The sequence below is a fragment of the Rickettsia koreansis genome (assembly GCF_046532895.1).
In the GTDB taxonomy this organism is placed as follows: Bacteria; Pseudomonadota; Alphaproteobacteria; order Rickettsiales; family Rickettsiaceae; genus Rickettsia; species Rickettsia rickettsii.
Map to the genome: position 1 here is coordinate 117,284 of NZ_WHLZ01000001.1, position 23,058 is coordinate 140,341.

The following is a 23,058-nucleotide window of genomic DNA, read 5'->3' on the forward strand; positions in this document are numbered from 1 at the left end:
TCTGATTTACAGAATTTTTTACTGGATTGCTTCGTCAATTGCTACGCAATTTCCTCGCAATAACGACTTGGGTACCTACGCAACAACGCCTGCTCGCAATGACGGCCACACAACAAAAACTAATATAAAAATAATTTCTTTGGGTGCTTACTAATTTCTTCATTTACATTATTATTATGGTGATGATAATGAGATTGAATTGTTATTAAATAAGCATTTATTGCTTTAGAAAATTCTTCAGTTTTATAACGAAAGAAATGGTCAGCTCCATTGATAATTTTATAATCAACTTTAATATGGGATTGTTGCTTAGATAATCTATTTGCTAGGTCTTTTACATCATCTGCCGATACTATACTATCATTATCTCCTTGTAATATAAACCCTGGAATAGGACAAGGTGAAAGGAATGAGAAGTCATATTTATGAATTGTATTAACCGGCGGCGAAATAGCAATAAAATGATTTATTTCCGGACGTCGCATTACAAGTTGCATAGCTATCCATGCTCCGAAAGAAAATCCTAATATCAGATTAGACTGAGCATTTGGGTTATTCTGCTGTAACCAGTCGAGAGCTGCCCCCGCATCAACCACTTCACCGACTCCGTTATCAAATTTACCTTGTGACCCCCCTACTCCTCTAAAATTAATACGTAAGACGGTATAACCGTTATCTGCTAAAATCTTATAGGCATTATAAACTACTTTATTATTCATATTACCCTCATATAAAGGATGAGGATGAAGCACTAATGCAATAGGGGCGTTAGGCGAGGTAGCTTTTGCATATCTTCCTTCAATTCGTCCTTCCGGACCGTTAAAATAAATTTGCGGCATAATTATTCATAATATTTAATTTGTTCGATATGATATTTTACCACTTTTTCTTATTAGTGCAACTATTCTTAATTAAAATATGAGTGTATTGACGCATGCCACCATATATACTCAAATGTAGTCAAATCAGTTGGATGTAAATTACAAGGAGTGAGAAGCGCAGCCTAATAGGAGAGCGACGAGAGACGATGTAAGTGAATTCAAATCATTTGACTATAGCGGATAATAATAACTGAATGGAGCTATATTATGAATACAGTAGATATTAGATTACGTGTTTCAGCAGATATAAAAATTGAAGCAGCAGAAATATTTAAGCAAATGGGGATGACTATGTCAGAAGCCATGAGGATATTTTCCTAACTCAATGTATAAATAGCAGTGGTTTGCCTTTCAAACCACATATTAAGATTTCTAATGAAAAGACTATAAAAACTTTTGAGGATACAGATAAGCAAATTGGTTTAACTATCTCAAATAATACAAAAGAAATATTTAATAAGTTAGGCACCTAATTTGTATCATCATTGCAAACAACTAAGAACCTTGTTGTACGACTTCTATGTCATGCCCGCGAAAGTTGGAGTCTAGAAAGAATCACCTTAATACTAGTATAAAAATTACAGATTATTGACAAAATAAACCTAAAAAAACAAGTTTTTTATAGGTTTTACTGGATTCCCGCTTTCGCGGGAATGACATATAAAGATTATCTAAGAAAATACTGCTCGTTCCACTGCATCTACGCTATGTTGCACTAAATCCTTAGCAATTTCTTTAGTAATCATCTTTTTTAGACCGTTTTTAAGTTCTTGTCTAACACATCCAAGCATTTGCGGTTCTGCTACAATAATCAATTCCTTATATTTAGCTTGATCAGCAGTAGTTACTTTCTCTAAATGTTTAATAACGCTCCTTGCTGCTTCTTTATGTGCTATATCTTTTAGCGAAGTATGCGGCTCAAACAACGAAGCCGGTGTAGATTTATTTTGGTAAAGGCTTTGTCTTTTTTCTCTATGGTGGTGATGTGCCTCTAAATCCAAAGATAATTTTAAAGGTGTATTAGTAGTAATTTTAACTCCTTGAGCGTCGTAAAGCATCATTTGCTTACTATCGATAACCGCAATTAATTTTAACGGTGCTGTCCTTACCATAAATACCTCCATAAGAACTAAGTTGTAATTTTATGATAATACTAATTATTTTTAAAATCTAATATTAATTTAATAATTTTTGCTTTTCACTGTTAATCAATTGCTCAACCTTGTCATTAAGTATACGTACGTCTGTTTGCTCTATTTCTTCTTTTTCTATTACACCTATAATCTTTATCTTTATAGTGCCAGGTTGCTTAAACCAAAAACCTCTAGGCCAAAATAAACCGGCATTATGAGCTATCATCACAATTGGAACTTTAGTAATTGAAGCAAGCTTTACGGCACTTGGTTTAAATTTTACCGTTCTATCAGGCGGAACTTTAGTTGATTCCGGAAATATTATTAACCATAATCCTTCTTTTATTTTTTCCTGACCTTCTCTTAAAATCTGAGCAACCGAGCTATTAGTACCACGGTCAACCGCAATAGGTTTAACCATCCGAAGTCCCCAACCAAGCAGAGGTATATTAAATAATTCACGCTTTAATACCCAAGAATGTTTAGGAATAATCAGTTGCATAAACATTTGATCCCAGAAGGATTGGTGATTAGACACGACTATTGAAGTAGTCTTCGGTAATTTCTCAAGCCCCTCTACTTCATATTTTAAACCGCAACAAATTTTTGCAAGCCACACAAAAGCATAAGAAAAGATAATGGCAATTCTATATCTTATTTGATAGTTGACATTGAAAAATGTTACTGGTATGTAACATATAAGAAAAAAAATAAATGTAAATAACGATAATAATCCGTAAAATGATAAAATTCTTAAACGCCACAGCATAATTATTAAGATAATTATATTAATTAAAATGGTATTTATAACATAATTTTACAATGAGTAAAATAAAAAGGTGTTAAATGAAAAAAACTGTTCTTTCCGGTGTGCAAGCAACCGGTTCTTTACATCTCGGTAACTATCTTGGTGCAATTAAAAACTGGGTTAAAATGCAGGAAGAATATAATTGTTTTTTCTTCTTAGCAGATTTGCATGCTATCACGGTTGATATTAAGCCATCAGAACTTAACAATTCAATTATGGAGGTGCTTGCTGTTTATTTAGCAGCAGGGCTTAACCCCGACAAAGTAACGATTTTTGCCCAAAGTATGGTGAAAGAGCATACTGAACTTGCTTGGCTACTAAATTGCGTTACACCGCTTGGATGGTTAAAGCGCATGACGCAATTTAAAGATAGCGATCAAGACAAGGCTTGTCTTGGGTTATTTTCCTATCCGGTACTTATGGCAGCGGATATCTTAATATATAAAGCCGATATAGTGCCTGTAGGTGAGGATCAGAAGCAGCATTTAGAGCTAACAAGAGATATTGCAGGGGTAATAAATAGAAAATTTAACAAAGAAATTCTAAAAGTTCCTGAGGTTTTTATTAGTGAAACAGGCACAAGAATCATGAGCTTACGGGATGGATTAAAGAAAATGAGTAAATCTGATATTTCGGATTTTTCCCGTATCAATTTAAAAGACGATAACGATCTTATTCATCAAAAAATAAAAAAAGCCAAAACCGATCATTTAAGTTTTGTGAGCTATGATCAAGAAACAAGACCGGAAATTAGTAATTTATTAGATATTTATAGCAGTTTATCCGAAGAAAGCTTGGAAAAAATAATCGGTAATTATCAGAACCAAGGTTTCGCAAAATTTAAAGAAGATTTGGCAGAAATTATTATTACAAATCTACAACCGATACGTGATAAATATTTAGAATTAATGAATGATAAAGAATATTTATTAAAAATACTTCACACAGGAGCAGAAAAAGCAAGAATTAGAGCTTCTGAAACGGTTAATGAAGTGAAAGAACAATTCGGATTTGTAATTTAAATTCATATATTGCAAGATTTCCCTTGAAATATATAAGATTATTTGGTATGAATCTTCTTGGATAGGTGGCCGAGTGGTTTAAGGCACTAGTCTTGAAAACTGGCGTACGGGCAACCGTACCGTGGGTTCGAATCCCACCCTATCCGCCAGCTCAGTTTATAGTATTATACCCTTTTATTTGCTTTATAGTGCTTAGTATATTTATCTAGTAAAATCCTAATCATTTTTTGATAAGGAACATGTGCAGTTGCTGCTTCTAATTTAAAAAATTCTACGCTCTCTTTATTTAAAGAAATGGTTACTTTTACGGAATCATCTTTTAATAAAAGTTCTCTAGGATGTGCTAAGAAATCTTTTACTATTTTTACTGCCCCTATTTCCCCATCAGTATATTTTATTCTCTTGCCTTTACGCCAGTATCCTGCTCCAAAAATTCTTATATGATTATCTCGGAACATAAAACGGATTGTTAAATATTACCATCAACTTTACCTAAACAAAAATATCTTTTTTCTGTAACACTATAGTCTACATCTTGAAGGATTATCCTTTTGATATCTAGAAAAACTTTTTGAGCTTCATAAAAGCTTACGTTATGCTACCAATATTAATTTTATTTTTTTCTTCATCCCATTCAAAAGAAGAATGCATTTTTAGCCTTTAATCGATTTAATTTAATAATACTTAGCTCTATACTAAATGTCCATATATTTATATGGGTAATAAACCATGCTGTTTAGTTTTAAATTAAAATTTAAGAAAAAATTTATTAATTATTTTATCGCCATTCCAAAGAGTATCTAAAAATTCTTGAATAGGCCAAATGGTAATTTTTTTATTTTCTAAATTAATTATACGTTTTGCTTTTTCAAAAGATATAACATGTAATTTAAAATCACTATCTTTACTAAATTCTAATAGACCTTCTAAATGATTTTTTTGTATAGAAGAAGCAATTTTAACTTCAAATGCATTATTTTAAAATATAAAATCAACCTCATATCCTTCTTTAGTACGCCAATAAAATAATTCATATCTTTTGTCGTTTAAATATTTATAAGCTATTAATTCTAAGAATACATAATGCTCAAAAGATTTACCAGCATCAAACCCTGTCATTTCCTGATATTCATATTTCCTTAGGTAATTGCTCAGTGCGGTATCGAAAAGGTAAAATTTAGGCATTTCCGTAATAATTTGCCTTTTACTAAGTGATCTATACGGATAAGGATGATATCCTAAATACATATATCTTTTAATATTTCAAGATATGTTCTAACGGTTTTTGCATCAACACCGCAATCTCTTGCTATATTACTATAATTTATCATCTCACCGTTTGAAATGCCTATAATCTCTAGAGACCTTGCAAATGCTTCGCGTTTTCTTAAATTTGCTTCAAACTGTACTTCAGGTAAAATATAGTCATAAATAGGACGCAAGATATTTATGAATCTTTTTTGATGCAATATAATGATCAGGTATTAGTCCATGATTAAAAATTTTATGCCAATCAAGCTCTTTTTTATCTCAGAATAGCATAGAGCGGCAAAAACATATATCTCCAAGCTCTTCCGCCAAGTAAATTGCTACCTGTTGATTTTAAGCACCTAGCACTGGAGCCGCAAAGGATAAATTGCGAAGATTTATTAGATTCTATTAAATAATGAACCTCATCTAACAGTAAGGGAATTTTTTGCACCTCATCAATAATAATAGTTGAGATTGCCGTCTTTTAACTTAAGCTCTTCTCTTAAACGTTCAGGATTTTGAAAGTAAACTTTATAGATATCAGTTTGTAATAAATATATATATATCCGGAAAACGTTGTTTCAGATATGTTGACTTACCAGTTTTACGTGCTCCCCACAAAAAACAGGACTGTCCTTTTGGTAATTCTAAGTCTCAAAATCTTTGTATTGTCATGATAATATCTTGCAAATTTAGATATTTTAGGAGTATATTCCCTAAATATCTATTTATCTAGTTGATTTAAGAGGTTATCTGTAAATAAATTGTAATTAGCAAGTAAAGAGCTTTTTTAGCAAAAATTGATAAGATTTTTGATAGGATGTTATTCATATTTCAAAAAAATCTTATAATTTGCAGCAAAAAAGAATTAAATTATCGATTAAAATTTATTTACAGATAGCTTCCAACATCATTTTAGCGGCTTTTATGCCTGCTTCTGTTGAAGTTTTTATATTGGTAGTTTCGGTATGGAAAGTTATTTTACTGCCGTCAAGGTTACCGAGCATAAAATTGGTTTGTATATTAGACATCTTCCCAAACTCTACTTCTAGGGGTAATTTGTAAGTCAATCCGGTACTCGCATCTGTGCGATTGCTTTTGTACGCTGCGGTGGCGAGTGCTTCTGTGTTTCCTTCAAATGCCTCCCTATAAGCGAGTTTGGAAAGATGTCTAGGATCTGCATCTAGATATTGTGAATAAGCAGCAATCGGGGTGCGGCAATTAGCATCTAGATACTCTAAAAATGCTCTTTCAGGTTTTATGAGTTCAAAAGTGGGAAGATGATTAATTTGGTTGCATATCTCAAGCATAGCATTATCGTCTTTTCTAATCTCAACTGCAATGACTCCCTGCCCTATACACGGTAACATCTGTGAATACTCTATCAAATGGCAATACTCCGGATTAAACACCTCTAACCTTTTAAGACCTGTATATGCTAAAATTGTTGCGTCAACTTCGCCGGTCATTAGCTTTTTTATTCTTGAATCAACATTCCCTCTAAAAACCGTTACCTTTAAATCCGGTCTTATTTTTTGGATAAATGCTTTTCTTCGTACTGCCGAGCTACCTATTACGGCATTTTGCGGCAGCTCTTCTATAGATTTATATTTTAGACAAACAAAAACATCTCTTGGGTCTTCACGCTCTAAAACAGCAGCTATTACTAGCGGTTCAGGTATTCTACCCGGTACATCTTTTAAAGAATGAACAGCTAAGTCAATTTTTTTATCAAGCAAGGCTTGCTCTATTTCCTTTAAAAATAAAGCTTTACCGCCTATATCGTATAGTGGTTTATTTTGGATTAAATCCCCGCTAGTAATAATCGGCACTATTTCACAATTGATATCAGGAAAAAATTGTGTGATTTGCTGAATAACTAAATTAGTATGTATTAAAGCAAGTGGACTTTTTCTTGTACCTATTCTGATAGAATTTGTCATTTGTTTTCTGCTATTTCAAAAGGGCTAGTAAAACTTAAAACATTACTGTTTATAATTACTTCATGATTCATAATAACCGGATGATTTACTTCTCCATGCCCTATTCCTGCTGCTTTATAAGTTCCAATATTTTGAATATGATTTAAACAAAAACTTTTTATAGCTTGTTCTACAAACTCATCCCCTTTAGTAAAATCACCAAAGATTATTGCCTTTATGCATTCAAATATACCGGTATTTTTTAATTGCACTAGATTACGATGCACGGCATAGGCTTTTTCATTAACGTCTTCAAGCAATAGAATTTTATTGTCATCCCCGTGAAAACGGGGATCCAGTATTATTTTTTCTGGATTCCCGCTTCTGCGGGAATGACATAAAGAAGCATAGGAATGAGAATGAATTTGCAAACCAGTACTAATCAATTTAGTTAAAACCGTTAAATTTCCGCCTGTTATTGTACCTGTTATATTTTCCTCACTAATTTTCTTTATAGGTATAAGTTGTATTTCACTCTTTTCTCCTTTAAGAACATTTATTATAGGCATAATATCCTGATTAGTAGGCGGTAGTAATGAAGTTAACACTGAACCGTGAATAGTTGGGATATTATAATGGTTATTTAGTAATAAATGCAAAACAGTAATATCGCTATAGCCTATCAGGACTTTATCCCCTTTTTGTTCTATATTAAAACAATCTCCTACAAATTCACTGCATCCATATCCGCCGCGAAAAGCCCAAATTATTTTAACCTGTTCATTTTCCATAGCGTCTTTAAACATTCTCAACCTTTCCTCTTTAGAAGCAGCGAAAAAAGGCAATTCATCACCTGAAAAAATCTTATCATCTACTAAAGTTTTAAAATCATGCAACGCTAGTATTTTAATAGCTTCCTTTAATTTATCTTGTGCATCTGGACAACTTGACGCCGGTGCTATAATTGATATAAAATCTCGTTGTTTATTAAAAATAATTTTTTTCATAATAATGTCATACCGTGGCCCTGCCACGGTATCCGGTAAAAATGTTAAAAAATGCGTGTTATAAGTTGTTTTTGGGATACCGTGGCGGGGCCACGGTATGACAGCAAACAGTACTGGATTCCTGTGATCAACGGAATGACATTTTCAATTACAAAGGCATCGTAAAAATAAAAGTAGTCTTGCCCTGTTTATCGTTTTCTGCCCAAATTGTTCCGGCGTGCAGTTCTATTACTTTCTTACATAATGCAAGTCCTACTCCTCTACCTCCTGCCGTACACAGTTGATAGCATTTATTATTAGATTATCGAACGTGTGTTTAATATAATGAGGATCACAGTTAAAATTGAAAAGAATATAATTATATTCTTTTCAATATCAGATACAAAATTTAAGATTTTGCCGTTTAGATATAATTTCTTACATATTTTAATCCTTTCATGTAGCAATTCGCTTAAGTTTATATCTTTTTTATTTAGTTCATCATTAAGACTGGACAATTTTGAAAAATCTAGAATATTATTTATCAAGCTATTTAATTTAATAGAGCTTTTAGCTATAATCTCTACTGCATTGTGACGCTGATCTTCATTAAATGTATCATAATTAGTCCATAAGGTTTCACCAAGGCTAATAATACCGGTTAGCGGCGTATTGATTTCATGGTTTATATTACGTAAGAACTAATGTTTCAAATCAAGTCACTTCTCTAATTCCTGCTCTCTATAATTAACTCTATTACCTAAAGGAGTATTTTTTAGGTTAACTAATTTTTCTTGCTCCTGCCTTGGTTTTAAGCATACTATTAAAAGGCTACTAAATAAGGTTAGGAATATACTACTTTGAATTGAAAACTATTTATGCTAATTAATAACTTCTCATCCATAAAATATTTATAAAACTCTATACTAGCAAACACGCCTGTAACGGTCATAAGTAAAGTAGCTTGCCACCTGAATATCGTTGCAATTATAAGTAAGTTAATTATCGAACACATTCAATTGCAGTTGATCAAAACTACTTGATATAACAAGTAAACTACTGAAAAATATTAATATAACGAAAGTAGCCACAAACCAAGATAAAGATATAATATAATTCTTTTGAAACTTTAAAGACCATAAAGGATAAGTAATTAATATTGCAGTAGTTATAAGTGTGGAAATAATATTATATATCTCCAAATGGTTCATTATTCTGCTACCTGATGTGGTATATAAAGATGAGAACATCAATATTAAAATAAATATACCGACATAACTATAAGTAATTTTTTGATTTGGTAGGGTACTTTCCCAATATTTAAAGATGTTAAAATTCTTAAGATCACGAAATAAAGTCAAACTTTTTCTTTCTCTCTCTTGCCTTATTATTTTAACGGCTAGCGGCTCTTTTAAAGAACTAAACCCTACGGGTTGCTGTAAAATATCATGGCTTTCAAGGAAAAAGAGTAAATTTACAATAGTTGCGGGTAGTATCGGATAAATACCTAGAACTGCTCTTAAAGAAAATATTTGCCACAATATAATAGTTAATATTGCAGTAATCATACCGATAAAAAAACTTTTGGCACTTGATTTAAAATCGTATATTAACAAAATTAACGGCAAAGTGCTTAGCGGTAAATAGATGCTAGTCAATAATAAAAATAGATTTATTAAATCTTTAGTGTAGAGCGATATAATAAAACCTATTAATCCTATAGTAATTGCGGTTATATAATTTTTAATGATGTCATTAGTAAAAGTTACCACTGCAACGTTAATATAAGAGTTCGTATTTGCGATTATCATTGCCATAATAACGCCGACTATTAACCCCTTAAATCCTATATAACTTTTAATGATCCGTAAAAACAATTCATTGATGTTAACTACCGGATCTTGAGACAATAATAATATTGCAATCCAAATGAATAAAACGGATAAAAAAAGACAAATAACTGCCGAAATAAAAAATGTTCGTGATATTTGACTTGTGTTTTTTGCCATCAATATTCTGTGAAAAATTGAAGGACCAAATGACGGAATCACAAAATATATAAAAATATTTAAAGAAATCCAAAATTTAGGACTAGTATAGTGAAACAATCCTTGTAAATCAGTAAGACGAGTGTGTACATTTGAGTCTATAACTATATGCGGATCACTAAAAACATTCCATACGACAATTCCTATTACCGGAATAATTGTACTATTAAGTAAAAAACTGTACGGCTTCGGTAAAAGTAACCGATTTTATACCGCCAAAAGCAGAAGAGCTTATTATTTTACAGTGGCAATACATAAATCTATGTAAAAATTTGAAATGTTAAAGAATAGCTGTAATATTAAACTTGCTACGTGGAATTGCATGGTAATCATACCTATAGACATTAATATACTAACTATCGACGTAAGAATACGAACTTTGTTACCGTACGCCTCCCCTATTATTTCCGCTGCCGATAAGCTACCCAAAAAATTCTCAAAACGAGGAGCTATAAAGTCACTAATTAATAACCAACTAACAACGCTACCGAATATACTAGGTAATAAGTACAATAATCCGTCCGTATATATTCTTGAATTATCGATTAAAAAAGTACTAGTACCGATCCAAGTAGCAATAAGAGTTGCGACTATTGTACCTGTAGAAAAATTCCTTGTTTCTATCGCATATTCGCAAATATTTTTGATATTTAGAAGTCCAACTAGCAAATTAATCGCTAAAAAGCTAGTAAAAATAAGGAGATCTATATTTGGCATAGAGTTAAGTTATAGGGATTTTCTATGCAAATAATAATAAAGATAAAAAAAGAAACAAACAATATTTTTGTGGAGTGAAAAAAGTATGTTATTCCTACGAATACACATGGGTGTCATAAGACTCAATGTTATTCCCGCGTAGGCGGGAATCCAGTACTTCAAAACTTTTTAAAAGATTTTTTTAAAGCTCGCTTTATGCTGAAATTCCTGCTTCTGCGGGCATGATGTAAACGAGCCATGCAATAAGGCCGCTTTTAGCTATGAATGAAATACAAGACTCATTTTTATTCATAAAGATTAAACTTCTACTGCCTGACCTAATTATGCTACAGTATAATCGTTATTATACCAAGTTGTGTACTCATCAAGTGCATTATGACAATCATTGTCATCAACTATAGCTGTTTTGTCTCTTCTAATACATCTGCTGCAGTTTTTATTACCTACCATCTTGATACTTGGATCAAACGGCGGCTTGTTTTCTTTATTTAATAATGCTTTTAGAGTTGGCAGTTTTGGGGTGCTAGCATTATACTTTTGAATTATTTAAAAATAATCTATGGCCAGGAGTAGCTGCATCTTGAGTACACTGAAGATTTACATTACCGCCATTTTTTATTAAAGTTTCTACGATTTTAGTAGCATTATAATCGCTATACCAATCAAGTGGTGTTTTACCACTCTTATCATAGAAATTTATATCAGGTTTTGTATGCGTATTTTTTATGCATTTTTCTAAGAATGCGGCTCCAAATTCACCGAACCATGCTATTGTATTAGAATTCAATTGATCCATAATGTTAGGATTAAATCCTTGCTTTTTTACTATTTTTTCTATTATAGGCTCAGCTAAAGATTTCAGTTCTTTAAAATTGTTGATTAACAATGTTTTTTCTTGACCGGATGCTTTTGAAATATCTTGTTTAATAGACCATATTATATTACCAAGCGTAGCAATAATATTATTACCGCCGGTAGAATGTCCAAGGTTACAATTTTCTAATGTTTTTTCTACTAATTCCTTTGCATTCATTATTAAAGTTTTAAAACCTGCTTGAGCTAAATATTTATGACCGTTATCGGACATTTTAGATATTGTATTTTGTATTTGTAAAGTACCGGTAGCTAATAAATTTAATATATTTTTAATATATTATTTGCTTCAAGCGAAGGATTAACACCAAATTTAACTAGATTCTCAATTATTTTATAATATTTATCCATTTGAGTTTGAAATAAACTTATATTTTGATTACTCGGATTATTAGCAATAAGCTGATATTGATTGTAGAATATAAAGCAATATGATTATTTTGACCAAGATCATTAATATCTAAACCTAATTGTATAAATTTTTCAATTTGTGTCTTACGGAAATCATCAGAAATATGCGACTCCATAGCAACACGGAAAAAATTATGAATTTGTGCTTTCTCAGTTGAAACAAATTTTGCCATAAGTGCAGGGTTATGATGAAATACATCAATAACATTGGAGCTATTACTACAAATACCCCATTCAAGTATAGTATTACCGTTTATATCTTTCTTATCCCAATTAGTGTCAGGGATGAGGATCATTTTGTTTAATATCTGTACAGCAGTATTTTCTAAAACATTTTTAACATTCTGATCTTATTGTTGAGGTATTAAACTACAAAGCGCTTCAAAAATATTAAGTTTGTTGTTAACATTAGTTCTGTTTAATATAGCCAGTATTAATTGTATGTTTCCTGAAGTTAATAATTGAAAAGGTGTATAAATAAAAGTCTCCAATTTATATTAATTTTTTATAAAAAAATACCATGAAATATGGTTTATATCTTTATATCTATTTATAATTATTATAATACATGAAAACTTAATAAATATCAAGTAATTATTAAAAAATTAACTATTATTTAATACCAAGGTGCGAGAGATAAGTTTATTTTAATCCCTTTAACGGTAACATCAGCTCCTTTATCGGCAAGATATTTTTCTTCTCTGATTAAGGCGATTGCTTTATTGTGATAACTTGAGCATATTACGCCGATTTTATTGTTATCTGCGAGTATTTCTTCATCTTTAACTAATGAAGATAAATCTTCATCTGCTGTAATTTTATATATCTTTCTTCTTATAACTCCTTGATATTTAGCCCTTGAAATCACTTCCTGCCCGACATAACAACCTTTATCAAAACTAATTGCATTTAACTCCTCAGCACCATACATATTTGGAATAGATTTATCTGTGATTAAATCTTCCACACCATCTATTATTGCAAAATTATATTTATCTTCTAGGTATATTGGATTCCCGCTTTCGCGGGGAGATGTTGTTGAGGGGGGCGGTTCCCCCTCTGTCACCCCGTGGCTTGACCACGGGGCCCAGTCTTTTTTAATTATTGTTTGGATACCGCACAGTGGTATGACATCGAGCTTATTTATTGAGCGGAAACCAAGCTTAGCATAACGAGGATCACGAACCGTAATTAGCGAGTCTATATCTAATTTTTGAAGTGAGTAGATAACTTTATATTCGTCACTACAATCTATTACTTGTATTTTTGAGCGAAATTTATAGAAGTTTAAATACTCTATCAAAGCAGCTTTATTACTTTTATCAATATCAAGGTAAATTTCCTCAGGGTTATGAACATACACGAAAAAATCAAATAAATATCTTCCTTGATTATTAAGCAAATAAGTATAGCAATAATTATAGTCAATTGATTTGGACTCGCCTACTGCGTTACTCGTCGTCTCGCCTATTATTATAGGCTTCGCTCCTCGCTCCTTGTATCCGAATTCAACTGAATTGACTATACTCTTACAAATATCGTTAGTAATGAGATTTTGTAGGAACTTTACGGAATCAAAACCTATTATTTTGATAACTTCTCTATTACTTAATATTTCATACATAATTATAATATTATTGACTTTATAGGTTCCTAACTACTATACTCTAAATTTATATAAATTAAACTTAATAATCATGAGATGTTCATCTTACTGTACTTCTTCCGAATATAAGATGAGTGATCTAGTTACTAATTTAAAAAAGATTGGTCTTGAACCTCAACATTTTGACGATGTTTTATATATTCGGAAAGAGATAAATAAAGATTCTGATTTTATAGAGATATTTTTCTTTCCGTTTGGTTGTGTAACTATTTGGGGCGGCGATGAAATTCAAGAAAAAATAGTTTTAAGCGATACTGATTTAGTACCAGTAAATAAGCTTAAAGAGCCGGTATCCGATTATATTTATTTTGAATATAATACGGAGGTCAAGAAAACATTTATTGATGAAGAAAAAAATAAAATAATTTTGGCAGATAAATCAGTTTTTGTTAAACTTTCTATTTCCCATGCGCTTGCACAATCGGTTAAACTTAGCGTTCTTGAGCAATCTGTTAGTAACTTGATTGTTCAGACAACCCCTATACAACAGGAACTAGCTAGAACCGGTAGCGTATCGCTTTCTAAAAAGGAGATATTACAGCAAATAGGTATATTATTTAACGAGCGTTATTCAATCAGTTTGCATAGCGATATATTCGATACTCCAGAATTCTTTTGGCGTCGTCCGAGTTATGAGCCTCTATATCTCATGACAGCAGAGTTTCAAGACATAGAAATACGGCAAAATATAATGAATCATCGTCTTAATATGATTCACGAGCTTTTAGACATTCTTTCAAACGATCTTAATTATAAACATTCCACCAAACTTGAGTGGATTATTATTATTTTAATCGGTCTTGAAGTGGTTCTGTCGTTATCTCATACTAATCTTTTCTTAAAAATTATCGGAGCTTTATAAATAGCTTCTATGCAAATTATCGATAATCAAAAAACATTAGAAGAATTTTGTAACCGGTTAGCAAATAAGGCATGCTTAAGCATAGATACGGAATTTGAGCGTCGCTATACTTATTATGCTCAGCTTAGTATAATTCAAGTTAAAGCAGAAGAATATTGCGGAATAATTGATGCATTAAGCAATTTAGATCTGAATATTTTAAATAAGCTGCTTGCAGATAATAATATTACTAAAATATTTCATGCTCCTCGTGAAGATTTAGAGATTTTCTATAATTTATTTAAAACACTACCTGCTAATGTTTTTGATATACAAATTGCAGCAAATATTTGTGGATTTGGTAAACAGCTAAGCTATGATGACCTTTGCTATAAGCTAATCGGTATTACTATCGATAAAACCCACCAAAAATCTAACTGGCTAAAACGCCCTATTACTAGTGATATGTTAAATTATGCAATGTTAGACGTGGAGTATTTGTATAAGATATATAAAGAGTTAAATAATATAATTATTAGAAATAATTTAACTAATAAATATCAAACTACTCTTAGTACTTTATTAGATGTTAGAAATTATAAGGTTGAGCCGAAAGATGCTTGGAAAAAAATAAAATATAGAAGTGATGATAAGAGTTTTAATTACAAAGTTCAAATGCTTGCAGCTTATCGTGAAGAGAATGCACAAACTATAAATATTCCTCGTAAGCATTTTATTTTAGATGAAGATTTAATAAAGCTTAGTAAATACCCGCCATTGAATCACAAGGATTTTAAAAATCTAAATTTAAAAAGCAAATATTTACACAAACAAAAATATAAAGATGAAATAATAAGTTTGTGTAATAACTTATAAGAAAAAAGCTATAAATCGAATAATTTGTAGCCTATTATGAATAGAAAAAAATTAGCCAACTAATGTAACTTGTATCTCACTATCTTGTACTACTTTAACATATTCGTTGTATACATCATCAGGCAAGTTACTAAATGCCTGGGCTATGATAAGTGTCCCTACTCCTACTAATGCTAATTGAAAGCAAATATCTCCAGTCTGAGTATCGCCGGATATTTGTCCTGTTTCTAGCCAATCTCCCACTGCTTGTGCAAAAAAAGCAAAAGGTACACCGATCAATACGACAATTTTTTTTATTATATCAACCATTTTGCCCAAAGTTAAAAAAATTAAGGTTATTATACCGACATCATAAATTTAAGCTTACGATCATGAGATTCAATCAGAAAATTATCTATTAATTGTTCTTTTAAACAAACTCCGGCGGTTAATATATTTCGGTTATTATTGAGATATCGGTCAAAATGTCCTTTGCCGTATCCAAGTCTATAACCCTCCTTACTAAACGCAAGCCCTGGGATAATAACTAACTCAGGAATAAAAAAATCATTATTTATAGGTTCGTAGGTTTTAAAAGTCCCTAAAGCCAATTGATCGTTATAATGATAAGAACAATATTTTATCTCATTTTTTATGATTTTCGGTAGGAAGAATCTTATTTTAGGATGTAAGTTTGTTATTTCAAGTAAGTTAATTTCGTATTTTAGAGGAAAGTAAAGTCCTACTGTCTTTACTTTTAACTCCTGTAATAACCGGCTAATTTTATTGATTAGAGAGTTTTTGACTAAATCGGAATTAATCTTATCTTGGTTTTTTATTAAAAATTCTTTGAAATAAAGACGCAGCTCTTGTTTGGTCATAAATATCCTTAAATTCGTCATTGCGAGCGACTGAAGGCCTTGTGGTATGGTTTGCTTCATATCTGTCATCCCACGACTTGTTCGTGGGATCTAGTTAAAAATACTAATAATATTAGTATTTTGAGTGGTTTTACTGGATACCGTGGTCAAGCCACGGTATGACACCGAACTAGTTTTTCAAGCCATGCAACAACGCCGCGACTGCAAGGAGCGTGGCAATCTCATAAAGCAGGACGCCTGATATTGCTTCGTCAAAACTTACAGTTTTTCCTCGCAATGACGTCGCAATATATCACATATTAATAGTCCTCTTATCTACACTAAGTGCTGCCTCTTTTATAGCCTCGCTTAAAGTTGGGTGAGCGTGGCAGGTTCTTGCTATATCTTCTGAAGCTGCTCCGAATTCCATATAAGCCGTAAGCGAGGCAATTAATGTACCTGCATCAGCTCCTATAATATGCGCTCCTAAAACCCTATCGGTTTTACTATCGGCAAGGATCTTAACCATCCCTTCCGTACTACCGATTGCTCTTGCTCTACTATTTGCTAAAAACGGAAACTTACCGACTTTATAATTAATGCCTTTTTCTTTTAGCTGTTCTTCCGTTTCACCGACGCTTGCTACTTCAGGATAAGTATATATTACGTTTGGAATTAAGTGATAGTTAACATGTCCTGCCTGCCCTGCCATAATTTCCACGGCAGCTACAGCCTCTTCCTCGGCTTTATGAGCAAGCATAGCTCCTTTTACCACATCACCGACTGCGTAAATATTTGAAATTGCTGTTTGGAACCGGTCATTAATCTCAATGCTACCTTGCTTATCCGTAATAATACCGACAGACTCAAGTCCTAGATTTTGCGTATAGGCTTTTCTGCCTACCGCCATCAACACAACATCGCTTGTTGCTACTGAACTCTTACCGCCCTCCTCTATTGTCAGATTTACTTTTCCTGACTTTACTTCAGCAGATAGCACTTTAGTATTCAGTTTAAACTCTATACCTTGTTTTTGCTGTAGTTTCATAAATTGTGTAGCAATTTCTTTATCAAGCATAGGTACAATGCTCGGTGTATACTCAATAACCGTTACTTTAGCTCCCAAACGACGCCAAACTGAACCAAGTTCTAATCCTATATACCCTCCGCCGACTACTATTAAGTTCTCAGGTACTTTAGAAAGTTTCAAAGCACCGGTAGATGAAACAATAAATTCTTCGTCTATTTTGATATTCGGTATTTCTATGACGCTGGAACCTGTAGTAATTAGGATATTTTTGGCTTTAATTTGCTCTTTATTTACTTCAACGATATTACTAGAGCTAATTTTAGCTTCACCTTTTATCCTAGTAACTTTGTTTTTGGCAAATAGACTTTCTATACCTTTTGTAAGATCACGAACTACTTTATCTTTATTAGCTAGCATTTTTTGTAAGTCTAGTTTTACATCTGCAGTAATACCTATATTCTCAAAATGTTTTAGAGCTGCTTCATATTTTTCGGAAGAATTAAGTAAAGCTTTCGATGGTATGCATCCTATATTTAAACAAGTGCCGCCAAGAGTATCGCTTTTCTCAATACACGCTACTTTCATACCAAGCTGAGCAGCCCTAATACTGCCTGTATAACCGGCTGGACCGCTACCTATTACCACTAAATCAAATTCTTGCATATTTGTTTGACCTTAATAAATTGTTGGATCGTCATTGCAAGCAGCCATAGGCTGCGTGGCAATCTTGTCAAATATCCTGAGATTGCTTTGTCAATTACTTACATAATTTCCTCGCAATGATGTAATACTGTTAAAAATACACCATTATCACCTTTATAACAACTTTAATCTTATACTATTCTTATTTGGTGAAGCAATAAAACTAATTAAATTAATATTATCTTCAAAGCCGTTTGTATAATTTTGTAGTAAAGAAAACATCTTTTTAGAAATAGCATAATTATGACTAGCATTTAGTGAATTTGCCTCACCTATATTTTTTATTTCTCTCATTAAAGCTAAAGGATTATCAAATTTTAGCTCTATATTTTCATAGTCAACAATTACTTCGGCAAATCTTGCTTGCGAAAATAAAATCGGAACATGATCAAAATGAATAAAAGGAGCAATATGAGGAGAGTGTTTAAAATCACTTGCTATTTCGGCATCTATTAAGGATTTACGTAAATTCTTTAAGCTATTTCCTCCGACAAAATGACCGATAAAAATACCGTCAGACTTTAAAAATATTCTTATATTAGATAAAAAGCGTTGTACATCATTTATCCAGTGTAACCCTAATGAATAAATAATTAAATCAAAAGAGTCTTTTGGCAATTCTAAATCTTCATCATCGATTAATAATTTATGATTATGCTCAAAAGAATCAAGCAATAAAGGCGACATATCTGTTACGGTAATATCGGCACTTCGATAAGCATTTTTTAGTAAGCTCGTAAGATAACCGCATTTAGCCGATATTTCTAGAATATCCGAAAAATCCTTATCAATCATTCCTAATCGACTTATTATATCATTAGCTGCATGCTTGATAAATAAGCTGTTACTTATCCCCTCTACTGCATTATTTCGGTGATTTTTTAGCTTTAGTCTGTTGAATATATAATCCTCTCCTATCTTGAATTTTCTCTCCTAAAATTGTTGGTGGCGGTCGAGAAATAAAACCCCCTAAAAAATCTCCTAGCAAACTATTTTGAACAAGTTCTTTCTGTCTTGCAGTGCGAATATCATCCCCTTTAACTCTATCTAGTCCTTCAAAATTCTCCTGAATATCTACAATTATAGGCTGCGTATTATTATTAGGTGATAAAGGTTCTAAACTCAACAGGCTTTTTTCTGTAGGATTTAAATCCGAAGTTAGATCAAAATGCTCTAAGTAGAAAGGTTTTAGTTTTTTATCATTACTAGAAACTTTTTTTCTTTCTATCGCTGAAACATTGTTCTCGGTCTTATTAGATTCTCCTAGAGATTTATAAAACACAACAATACTAATATAAATTTCTTTAACATAAATACCCTGTATATTATTACAGTTAATATAAATTAAATAATATATGCATCAAGTACTGAAATAAATTAAGGGAATTATATACTTGTATAACCTATATTTCCTGTTTATTTATCCAAGATGTAAATTCAGACATACTAAACACTTCTATTAAATTACTGCCAACTTGATCCTTGAGCCATTTTAAAGTTTCTTTTTTATATCCATCACCATCAATTATTATTATAGTATCATAAATTCCTTGTTTTTTTTAGCACAAGATAAGTATATTTTTCCTCAACCGATCCTCCTGATTGTTGCCACTTAGATTCTATAACTAGGCAATTAGAGTGACGTTCTGGATGATATAATATAAAATCGCATTTCCATTTAGTATCATAAATATTTTTGCCAACTTCAAACTGTCTAGTATAAATAGGCTGCTTAAGGATCCTAGCTGCACTAAATCTTTTATTAGGTACAAAACAATATCCTTCTCTTTTTAGTCGATCATGTATAAAAATCTCAAGTTCGTTTCCAGTTTTATTAGCTTGTAAAATTGCAATTTGTTTTACCATTGTACTAATAATTTCTTATTAAAACTTAATTAGCTCCTTGCCTACTGTCGGATTTACAATTTATGCTTCTTGGTGCATTTACTATATCTATACTAAAAAACTTGTATAAGTTCTTTATAAAATCGCTATCTGAATTTGAAATAAAATATACACCTTTCTTATTTAATGCTCTGCATTTTTCATAAAACTTAACCTGATCTGCCTCTGTAAAGCCAAGCTTTGTATATTTTGTAAATGAAGTATTATTAATAGGTTGATATGGCGGGTCTATATACACGAAATCTTTAGGCTTAGGTGAAATATTGCTGAAATCCTGATATATTATTTCAGCATTTTGTAAAGCTTTACTAAGTATGTTATCCTTATCAAGAATATTAGGATTCATATAAGCTCCCATCGGGACATTGCACTCTCCTTTGCATTTACTCTATAAAGACCATTATAACAAGCCTTGTTAAGGTATATGAAACGTGTTGCTATCTCAATAGGGTTATCGCTATTTGTGTTCTTTCTAACAGCATAGTAATAATCTTGAGAGTGATTAGCTTTATGCTTAGCTAACAGCTCAATTAATGCTCGAGCTTCATCCTTAACTGCCTTGTATGAAATCTAAGTTTATATCTGATATAATAGCTTTGTCTGGAACGAGTGCAAAAAAAGTGCTCCTCCTATAAAAGGCTCATAATGATTATTGTCACTAGCAGGTAAGCGTAAGCGCAACTCTTTGATAAGGCTTCTTTTTCCCCTGCCCATTTTATAAATGGTTTAAGGATTTTATCTTCTTCAATCTCTGGAGAATTAATTTTTAATGGAGCTTGACCTACCACTGCTAAAACCTCGTTAAAAGATAATTCTCCGTTTTTAACTAATGTGAGTTTCATACCGACCTACCAAGGCTTTATAAGATAAATAATTACCTGTATTTAAAAGTATAGCATTAAACATATTGCTTATATTATAGTTTTTATGGTTGCATCTAAATACAAACTCGCTTAAATATCTCTCTATGTGTTTTTTGCTAATAGAATAAGAGTCCCGATTATACCATGCTTAAACACCGTCCAAAAGCTTTCTACCGTGTTTGTGGACACAGACTCTCTTATATATTTACCTAAGTCGTGATTTATATATTCATGATTATATAACTTTTCTAATACCTTGTAAGCTTCCAATTCATCAGATAAAATAGTTGACCCTATTAGAATATTATTTATTGCAATTTTATGGTCTTTGAATTAACCTTTGTTATAACTTGAGCCTTAGCGTTACCGTTTCTCTCTATCATGCTGATTACAACGGTTTTTGTCTTTGTGCTGCAACCTTGTGTACCTTTAGTTTTTTTATTTTGATGTTGGTTCTTTTCTTTACCACCAATATACGTCTTGTCTATTTTTACAGTGCTTTTTAAGGAATACTAAAACTTTCTAGTTGAGTCACTTCTCTAATCCTATGAAGCATAAACCATGCAGTTGTTTGGGTAACATTAATATCTCTTGAAAGCTGTAACGATGATAAACTTTTTTTTGCGTAGTAACTTGCAAAACTGCTGTAAACCATTTCTTTAAAGAAATCTTACTATTTTCAAACATTGTGCCGACTTTGATACTAAAACGCTTTTTACATGCCGAACATTTGTGATTCGTTCCATCCGCATAATGAAAAATCTTTTGGTTGCTGCAATACGGACAATAAGCTCCGTTAGCCCAACGTATATCAGTAAAATAATTATGCAATTGTTCGAATAAATCAACAACACTTTTAAAATCTAACACTTAACTATACTAACACAATTTTATATAAAATTATTATATCGAAACAATTTAGGTTATACAAGATATATAGTTGCCTTAATTAATTATTTCTAAAGATATTATCTTCGTATTTTTTTCTATAATATATTTTGTAATTCTCATTTCTTATATAATTAAACCATTGGTCTTGTTGTTTTTTAATATAATAATTTAGGGAATTAGATTTACTTTTACTAGTTTGAAAATTATCTTCACAAAATTTTAAAAAACCTGATATTAAAGTTTCTACTCCATTAGTCTTAGATTTTTTCTCAAGAAATTGCATAGAAAAATTAGTAGGGTTATTATGTTTTAAATAAAATTGTTTATATTTCTCATGAATTTTATTTTCTTTTTTTATTTGTTGTTCTGAAAAAGATAATTTTTCCTCTAATAATTTATGAATTTCGGTACAATCACTCCAAGGTAATTCTATTATTAATTGTTCTTCCTGATATTCAAAATTATCTTGAATATTGTTAAAATCGGCATTTACTTTTACCGCACTTACTAATATTAAAAAACATGTAATTAATTTAATATTCATAGAATTAATTAATTTTAGCAGGAACCGGTATCATAATACTACTTCTGTATCTTTTATTGCCACTAAAAAGTGATTTTTTTTGAACTTTGTTATTATTTACTGGAATTGTATCTTCTAAAGCCCCTTCATTATTATTTAGATAACTATGTAAGGATGCTTTATAAAGAGCCATATTACTTGCTATTTTAACTACATCTTGTTTGTATTTAAACCCTAAAGAATGTGTAGCCGAATGATAATGAGCTATCGCCTTGTGCCAGCTCCCTAGCTGATCATATTTTGAACGCAAAAATTCTGCACCGTAACGAATGTTATTATTTGGATCAAATGCCTGTTCAAGGGAATTAAAAGCCCCTAAATGATGCCTTAAGTTAATCTGCATGCATCCGACATCAATACTCTCTCTCCCTTTTATAAGCTCTATTCTAACAAAACTTACGGCTGCTCTCTTTGTGTTAAAATAATAGCCTTTTCCTTCAACGTTTACCGTCCAAGGCCATACTACTCTAATTTTACGGGTTGTATGTTTTTTTCCCGATTCTTTTAAAGCTATTGAATGTAACGTATTAGATGGGATATTAAATTTTTTTTCAAAGTAAGGAAAAAGTTTTGAACATTTAAAGGATTCAGCTATTTCAGGATCGGCAATAGCCGGCTTAGAGAAGAGGATAAAGGATAATAATAGGAGTAGTATGGTTTTAACGTCATTGATAGGAAAATTACTGAGTAATTGACGAAGCAGTCCAGTAAAAAATTCTGATTTACAGAATTTTTTTATTGTTTTGCTGGATTGCCACGCTCCTTGTAGTCGCTCGCAATAACAATTTTGGCATAATTCCCAAACCATAC

32 protein-coding genes, 1 tRNA gene and 4 pseudogenes are annotated in these 23,058 nt (G+C 31.6%); 6 read left to right on the forward strand and 31 right to left on the reverse strand.

The annotated features are described in order from the left end of the window. Positions 1-119 precede the first annotated feature (119 nt). Positions 120-839, reverse strand: coding sequence for an alpha/beta hydrolase (locus GCO76_RS00720; protein WP_410955848.1), 720 nt, complete (start codon positions 837-839; stop codon positions 120-122). Between the two features lie 249 nt (positions 840-1,088). Between GCO76_RS00720 and GCO76_RS00725 the strand changes: the two genes are divergently transcribed. Both GCO76_RS00725 and GCO76_RS00730 read left to right on the forward strand, forming a co-directional pair. Continuing rightward, the gene (locus tag GCO76_RS00725) at positions 1,089-1,202 is read left to right on the forward strand and encodes a type II toxin-antitoxin system RelB/DinJ family antitoxin (protein ID WP_014014419.1); all 114 of its coding nucleotides are present in this window, start codon (positions 1,089-1,091) and stop codon (positions 1,200-1,202) included. A 23-nt stretch (positions 1,203-1,225) separates the two neighbouring features. Then, on the forward strand, positions 1,226-1,354 hold the full coding sequence (locus GCO76_RS00730) for a damage-inducible protein J (protein ID WP_410955849.1): 129 nt from the start codon (positions 1,226-1,228) through the stop codon (positions 1,352-1,354). A gap of 198 nt (positions 1,355-1,552) precedes the next feature. Here the strand turns inward: GCO76_RS00730 and GCO76_RS00735 are convergent, their stop codons facing one another. Both GCO76_RS00735 and GCO76_RS00740 read right to left on the reverse strand, forming a co-directional pair. Next, the gene (locus GCO76_RS00735; protein WP_410955850.1) at positions 1,553-1,993 is read right to left on the reverse strand and encodes a host attachment protein; all 441 of its coding nucleotides are present in this window, start codon (positions 1,991-1,993) and stop codon (positions 1,553-1,555) included. A 64-nt stretch (positions 1,994-2,057) separates the two neighbouring features. After that, positions 2,058-2,783: a lysophospholipid acyltransferase family protein gene (locus GCO76_RS00740; protein WP_103897012.1), complete on the reverse strand. Its 726-nt coding sequence runs from the start codon at positions 2,781-2,783 to the stop codon at positions 2,058-2,060. Positions 2,784-2,860: 77 nt separating this feature from the next. Here GCO76_RS00740 and trpS point away from each other — a divergent pair, with 77 nt between their 5' ends. Together trpS and GCO76_RS00750 are read left to right on the forward strand one after the other, a co-directional pair. Beyond that, complete coding sequence (gene trpS / locus GCO76_RS00745) at positions 2,861-3,844, forward strand: tryptophan--tRNA ligase (protein WP_410955851.1); 984 nt, start codon at positions 2,861-2,863, stop codon at positions 3,842-3,844. Between the two features lie 59 nt (positions 3,845-3,903). Next, positions 3,904-3,993 (forward strand) — tRNA-Ser (locus GCO76_RS00750). A 15-nt stretch (positions 3,994-4,008) separates the two neighbouring features. Here the strand turns inward: GCO76_RS00750 and GCO76_RS00755 are convergent. The 14 genes from GCO76_RS00755 to ygfZ all read right to left on the reverse strand — a co-directional run bounded on the left by GCO76_RS00755 (position 4,009) and on the right by ygfZ (position 13,676). Further along, the gene (locus GCO76_RS00755) at positions 4,009-4,302 is read right to left on the reverse strand and encodes a hypothetical protein (RefSeq protein ID WP_103897138.1); all 294 of its coding nucleotides are present in this window, start codon (positions 4,300-4,302) and stop codon (positions 4,009-4,011) included. Between the two features lie 520 nt (positions 4,303-4,822). Then, on the reverse strand, positions 4,823-5,092 hold the full coding sequence (locus tag GCO76_RS00760) for a DUF4143 domain-containing protein (RefSeq protein ID WP_410955852.1): 270 nt from the start codon (positions 5,090-5,092) through the stop codon (positions 4,823-4,825). After that, positions 5,083-5,286, reverse strand: coding sequence for a DUF4143 domain-containing protein (locus tag GCO76_RS00765; protein ID WP_410956438.1), 204 nt, complete (start codon positions 5,284-5,286; stop codon positions 5,083-5,085). The genes GCO76_RS00760 and GCO76_RS00765 overlap by 10 nt, the downstream gene beginning before the upstream one ends. An 83-nt stretch (positions 5,287-5,369) precedes the next feature. Then, a complete protein-coding gene (locus GCO76_RS00770) occupies positions 5,370-5,546 on the reverse strand; it encodes a hypothetical protein (RefSeq protein WP_410955853.1) in 177 nt (58 codons plus the stop codon). A 436-nt stretch (positions 5,547-5,982) separates the two neighbouring features. Further along, on the reverse strand, positions 5,983-7,038 hold the full coding sequence (hemC, locus tag GCO76_RS00775) for a hydroxymethylbilane synthase (RefSeq protein ID WP_410955854.1): 1,056 nt from the start codon (positions 7,036-7,038) through the stop codon (positions 5,983-5,985). After that, positions 7,035-8,024: an LD-carboxypeptidase gene (locus GCO76_RS00780; protein ID WP_410955855.1), complete on the reverse strand. Its 990-nt coding sequence runs from the start codon at positions 8,022-8,024 to the stop codon at positions 7,035-7,037. Before GCO76_RS00780 ends, hemC begins: the two co-directional genes overlap by 4 nt. A gap of 148 nt (positions 8,025-8,172) precedes the next feature. Next, positions 8,173-8,304, reverse strand: coding sequence for an ATP-binding protein (locus GCO76_RS00785; RefSeq protein WP_410956439.1), 132 nt, complete (start codon positions 8,302-8,304; stop codon positions 8,173-8,175). Positions 8,305-8,320: 16 nt separating this feature from the next. Further along, the gene (locus GCO76_RS00790; protein WP_410956440.1) at positions 8,321-8,692 is read right to left on the reverse strand and encodes a histidine kinase dimerization/phospho-acceptor domain-containing protein; all 372 of its coding nucleotides are present in this window, start codon (positions 8,690-8,692) and stop codon (positions 8,321-8,323) included. 309 nt (positions 8,693-9,001) lie between these two features. After that, on the reverse strand, positions 9,002-10,012 hold the full coding sequence (locus tag GCO76_RS00795) for an SLC5/6 family protein (protein WP_410955856.1): 1,011 nt from the start codon (positions 10,010-10,012) through the stop codon (positions 9,002-9,004). 273 nt (positions 10,013-10,285) lie between these two features. After that, positions 10,286-10,768: a hypothetical protein gene (locus tag GCO76_RS00800; RefSeq protein WP_410955857.1), complete on the reverse strand. Its 483-nt coding sequence runs from the start codon at positions 10,766-10,768 to the stop codon at positions 10,286-10,288. A gap of 321 nt (positions 10,769-11,089) precedes the next feature. Further along, positions 11,090-11,218: a hypothetical protein gene (locus tag GCO76_RS00805; RefSeq protein ID WP_410955858.1), complete on the reverse strand. Its 129-nt coding sequence runs from the start codon at positions 11,216-11,218 to the stop codon at positions 11,090-11,092. A gap of 79 nt (positions 11,219-11,297) precedes the next feature. Further along, a complete protein-coding gene (locus GCO76_RS00810) occupies positions 11,298-11,855 on the reverse strand; it encodes an ankyrin repeat domain-containing protein (RefSeq protein WP_410955859.1) in 558 nt (185 codons plus the stop codon). A gap of 154 nt (positions 11,856-12,009) precedes the next feature. After that, on the reverse strand, positions 12,010-12,348 hold the full coding sequence (locus GCO76_RS00815) for a hypothetical protein (RefSeq protein WP_410955860.1): 339 nt from the start codon (positions 12,346-12,348) through the stop codon (positions 12,010-12,012). 320 nt (positions 12,349-12,668) lie between these two features. Next, the gene (ygfZ, locus tag GCO76_RS00820; protein WP_410955861.1) at positions 12,669-13,676 is read right to left on the reverse strand and encodes a CAF17-like 4Fe-4S cluster assembly/insertion protein YgfZ; all 1,008 of its coding nucleotides are present in this window, start codon (positions 13,674-13,676) and stop codon (positions 12,669-12,671) included. A gap of 112 nt (positions 13,677-13,788) precedes the next feature. Between ygfZ and GCO76_RS00825 the strand changes: the two genes are divergently transcribed. Beyond that, positions 13,789-14,580 (forward strand): RMD1 family protein, encoded by a 792-nt coding sequence (locus GCO76_RS00825; protein ID WP_012150942.1) that lies wholly within the window; start codon positions 13,789-13,791, stop codon positions 14,578-14,580. A gap of 9 nt (positions 14,581-14,589) precedes the next feature. Beyond that, positions 14,590-15,435, forward strand: a complete 846-nt coding sequence (locus tag GCO76_RS00830; RefSeq protein ID WP_410955862.1) for a ribonuclease D — start codon at positions 14,590-14,592, stop codon at positions 15,433-15,435. 51 nt (positions 15,436-15,486) lie between these two features. Here GCO76_RS00830 and GCO76_RS00835 read toward each other — a convergent pair whose 3' ends face one another. From GCO76_RS00835 to GCO76_RS00900, 14 genes and pseudogenes are all read right to left on the reverse strand, one after another. Beyond that, positions 15,487-15,714: a hypothetical protein gene (locus tag GCO76_RS00835; protein ID WP_029374947.1), complete on the reverse strand. Its 228-nt coding sequence runs from the start codon at positions 15,712-15,714 to the stop codon at positions 15,487-15,489. Positions 15,715-15,773: 59 nt separating this feature from the next. Then, positions 15,774-16,295 carry a 5-formyltetrahydrofolate cyclo-ligase gene (locus GCO76_RS00840; RefSeq protein ID WP_410955863.1) on the reverse strand — a complete coding sequence of 174 codons (522 nt, stop codon included), beginning with the start codon at positions 16,293-16,295 and terminating at the stop codon, positions 15,774-15,776. 292 nt (positions 16,296-16,587) lie between these two features. Continuing rightward, positions 16,588-17,967 carry a dihydrolipoyl dehydrogenase gene (lpdA, locus tag GCO76_RS00845; protein WP_410955864.1) on the reverse strand — a complete coding sequence of 460 codons (1,380 nt, stop codon included), beginning with the start codon at positions 17,965-17,967 and terminating at the stop codon, positions 16,588-16,590. Positions 17,968-18,120: 153 nt separating this feature from the next. Next, the gene (locus GCO76_RS00850) at positions 18,121-18,840 is read right to left on the reverse strand and encodes a methyltransferase domain-containing protein (RefSeq protein WP_261368760.1); all 720 of its coding nucleotides are present in this window, start codon (positions 18,838-18,840) and stop codon (positions 18,121-18,123) included. Positions 18,841-18,871: 31 nt separating this feature from the next. After that, positions 18,872-19,288, reverse strand: a complete 417-nt coding sequence (locus GCO76_RS00855) for a hypothetical protein (RefSeq protein WP_410955865.1) — start codon at positions 19,286-19,288, stop codon at positions 18,872-18,874. A 121-nt stretch (positions 19,289-19,409) separates the two neighbouring features. Beyond that, positions 19,410-19,487, reverse strand: a pseudogene (locus tag GCO76_RS00860) (DNA adenine methylase); the annotation flags it as partial. Then, a pseudogene (locus GCO76_RS00865) lies at positions 19,488-19,872 on the reverse strand (PD-(D/E)XK nuclease superfamily protein); the annotation flags it as partial. It lies immediately after the preceding pseudogene. Between the two features lie 115 nt (positions 19,873-19,987). Beyond that, positions 19,988-20,481: pseudogene (locus GCO76_RS00870) on the reverse strand (DNA adenine methylase); the annotation flags it as partial. Between the two features lie 59 nt (positions 20,482-20,540). Beyond that, positions 20,541-20,753 carry a hypothetical protein gene (locus GCO76_RS00875; RefSeq protein WP_410955866.1) on the reverse strand — a complete coding sequence of 71 codons (213 nt, stop codon included), beginning with the start codon at positions 20,751-20,753 and terminating at the stop codon, positions 20,541-20,543. Between the two features lie 123 nt (positions 20,754-20,876). After that, entirely contained in the window at positions 20,877-21,092 is a 216-nt protein-coding gene (locus tag GCO76_RS00880; RefSeq protein WP_423246763.1) for a transposase, read from the reverse strand. Further along, a pseudogene (locus GCO76_RS00885) lies at positions 21,083-21,268 on the reverse strand (transposase); the annotation flags it as partial. The pseudogene GCO76_RS00885 and the gene GCO76_RS00880, both read right to left, overlap by 10 nt. Before the next feature lie 37 nt (positions 21,269-21,305). Continuing rightward, positions 21,306-21,644 (reverse strand): transposase, encoded by a 339-nt coding sequence (locus tag GCO76_RS00890; protein WP_410955868.1) that lies wholly within the window; start codon positions 21,642-21,644, stop codon positions 21,306-21,308. A gap of 79 nt (positions 21,645-21,723) precedes the next feature. Continuing rightward, positions 21,724-22,209, reverse strand: a complete 486-nt coding sequence (locus tag GCO76_RS00895) for a DUF2532 domain-containing protein (protein WP_103897713.1) — start codon at positions 22,207-22,209, stop codon at positions 21,724-21,726. Positions 22,210-22,213: 4 nt separating this feature from the next. Further along, entirely contained in the window at positions 22,214-23,056 is an 843-nt protein-coding gene (locus tag GCO76_RS00900) for a lytic transglycosylase domain-containing protein (RefSeq protein ID WP_410955869.1), read from the reverse strand. Between the last annotated feature and the right edge of the window lie 2 nt (positions 23,057-23,058).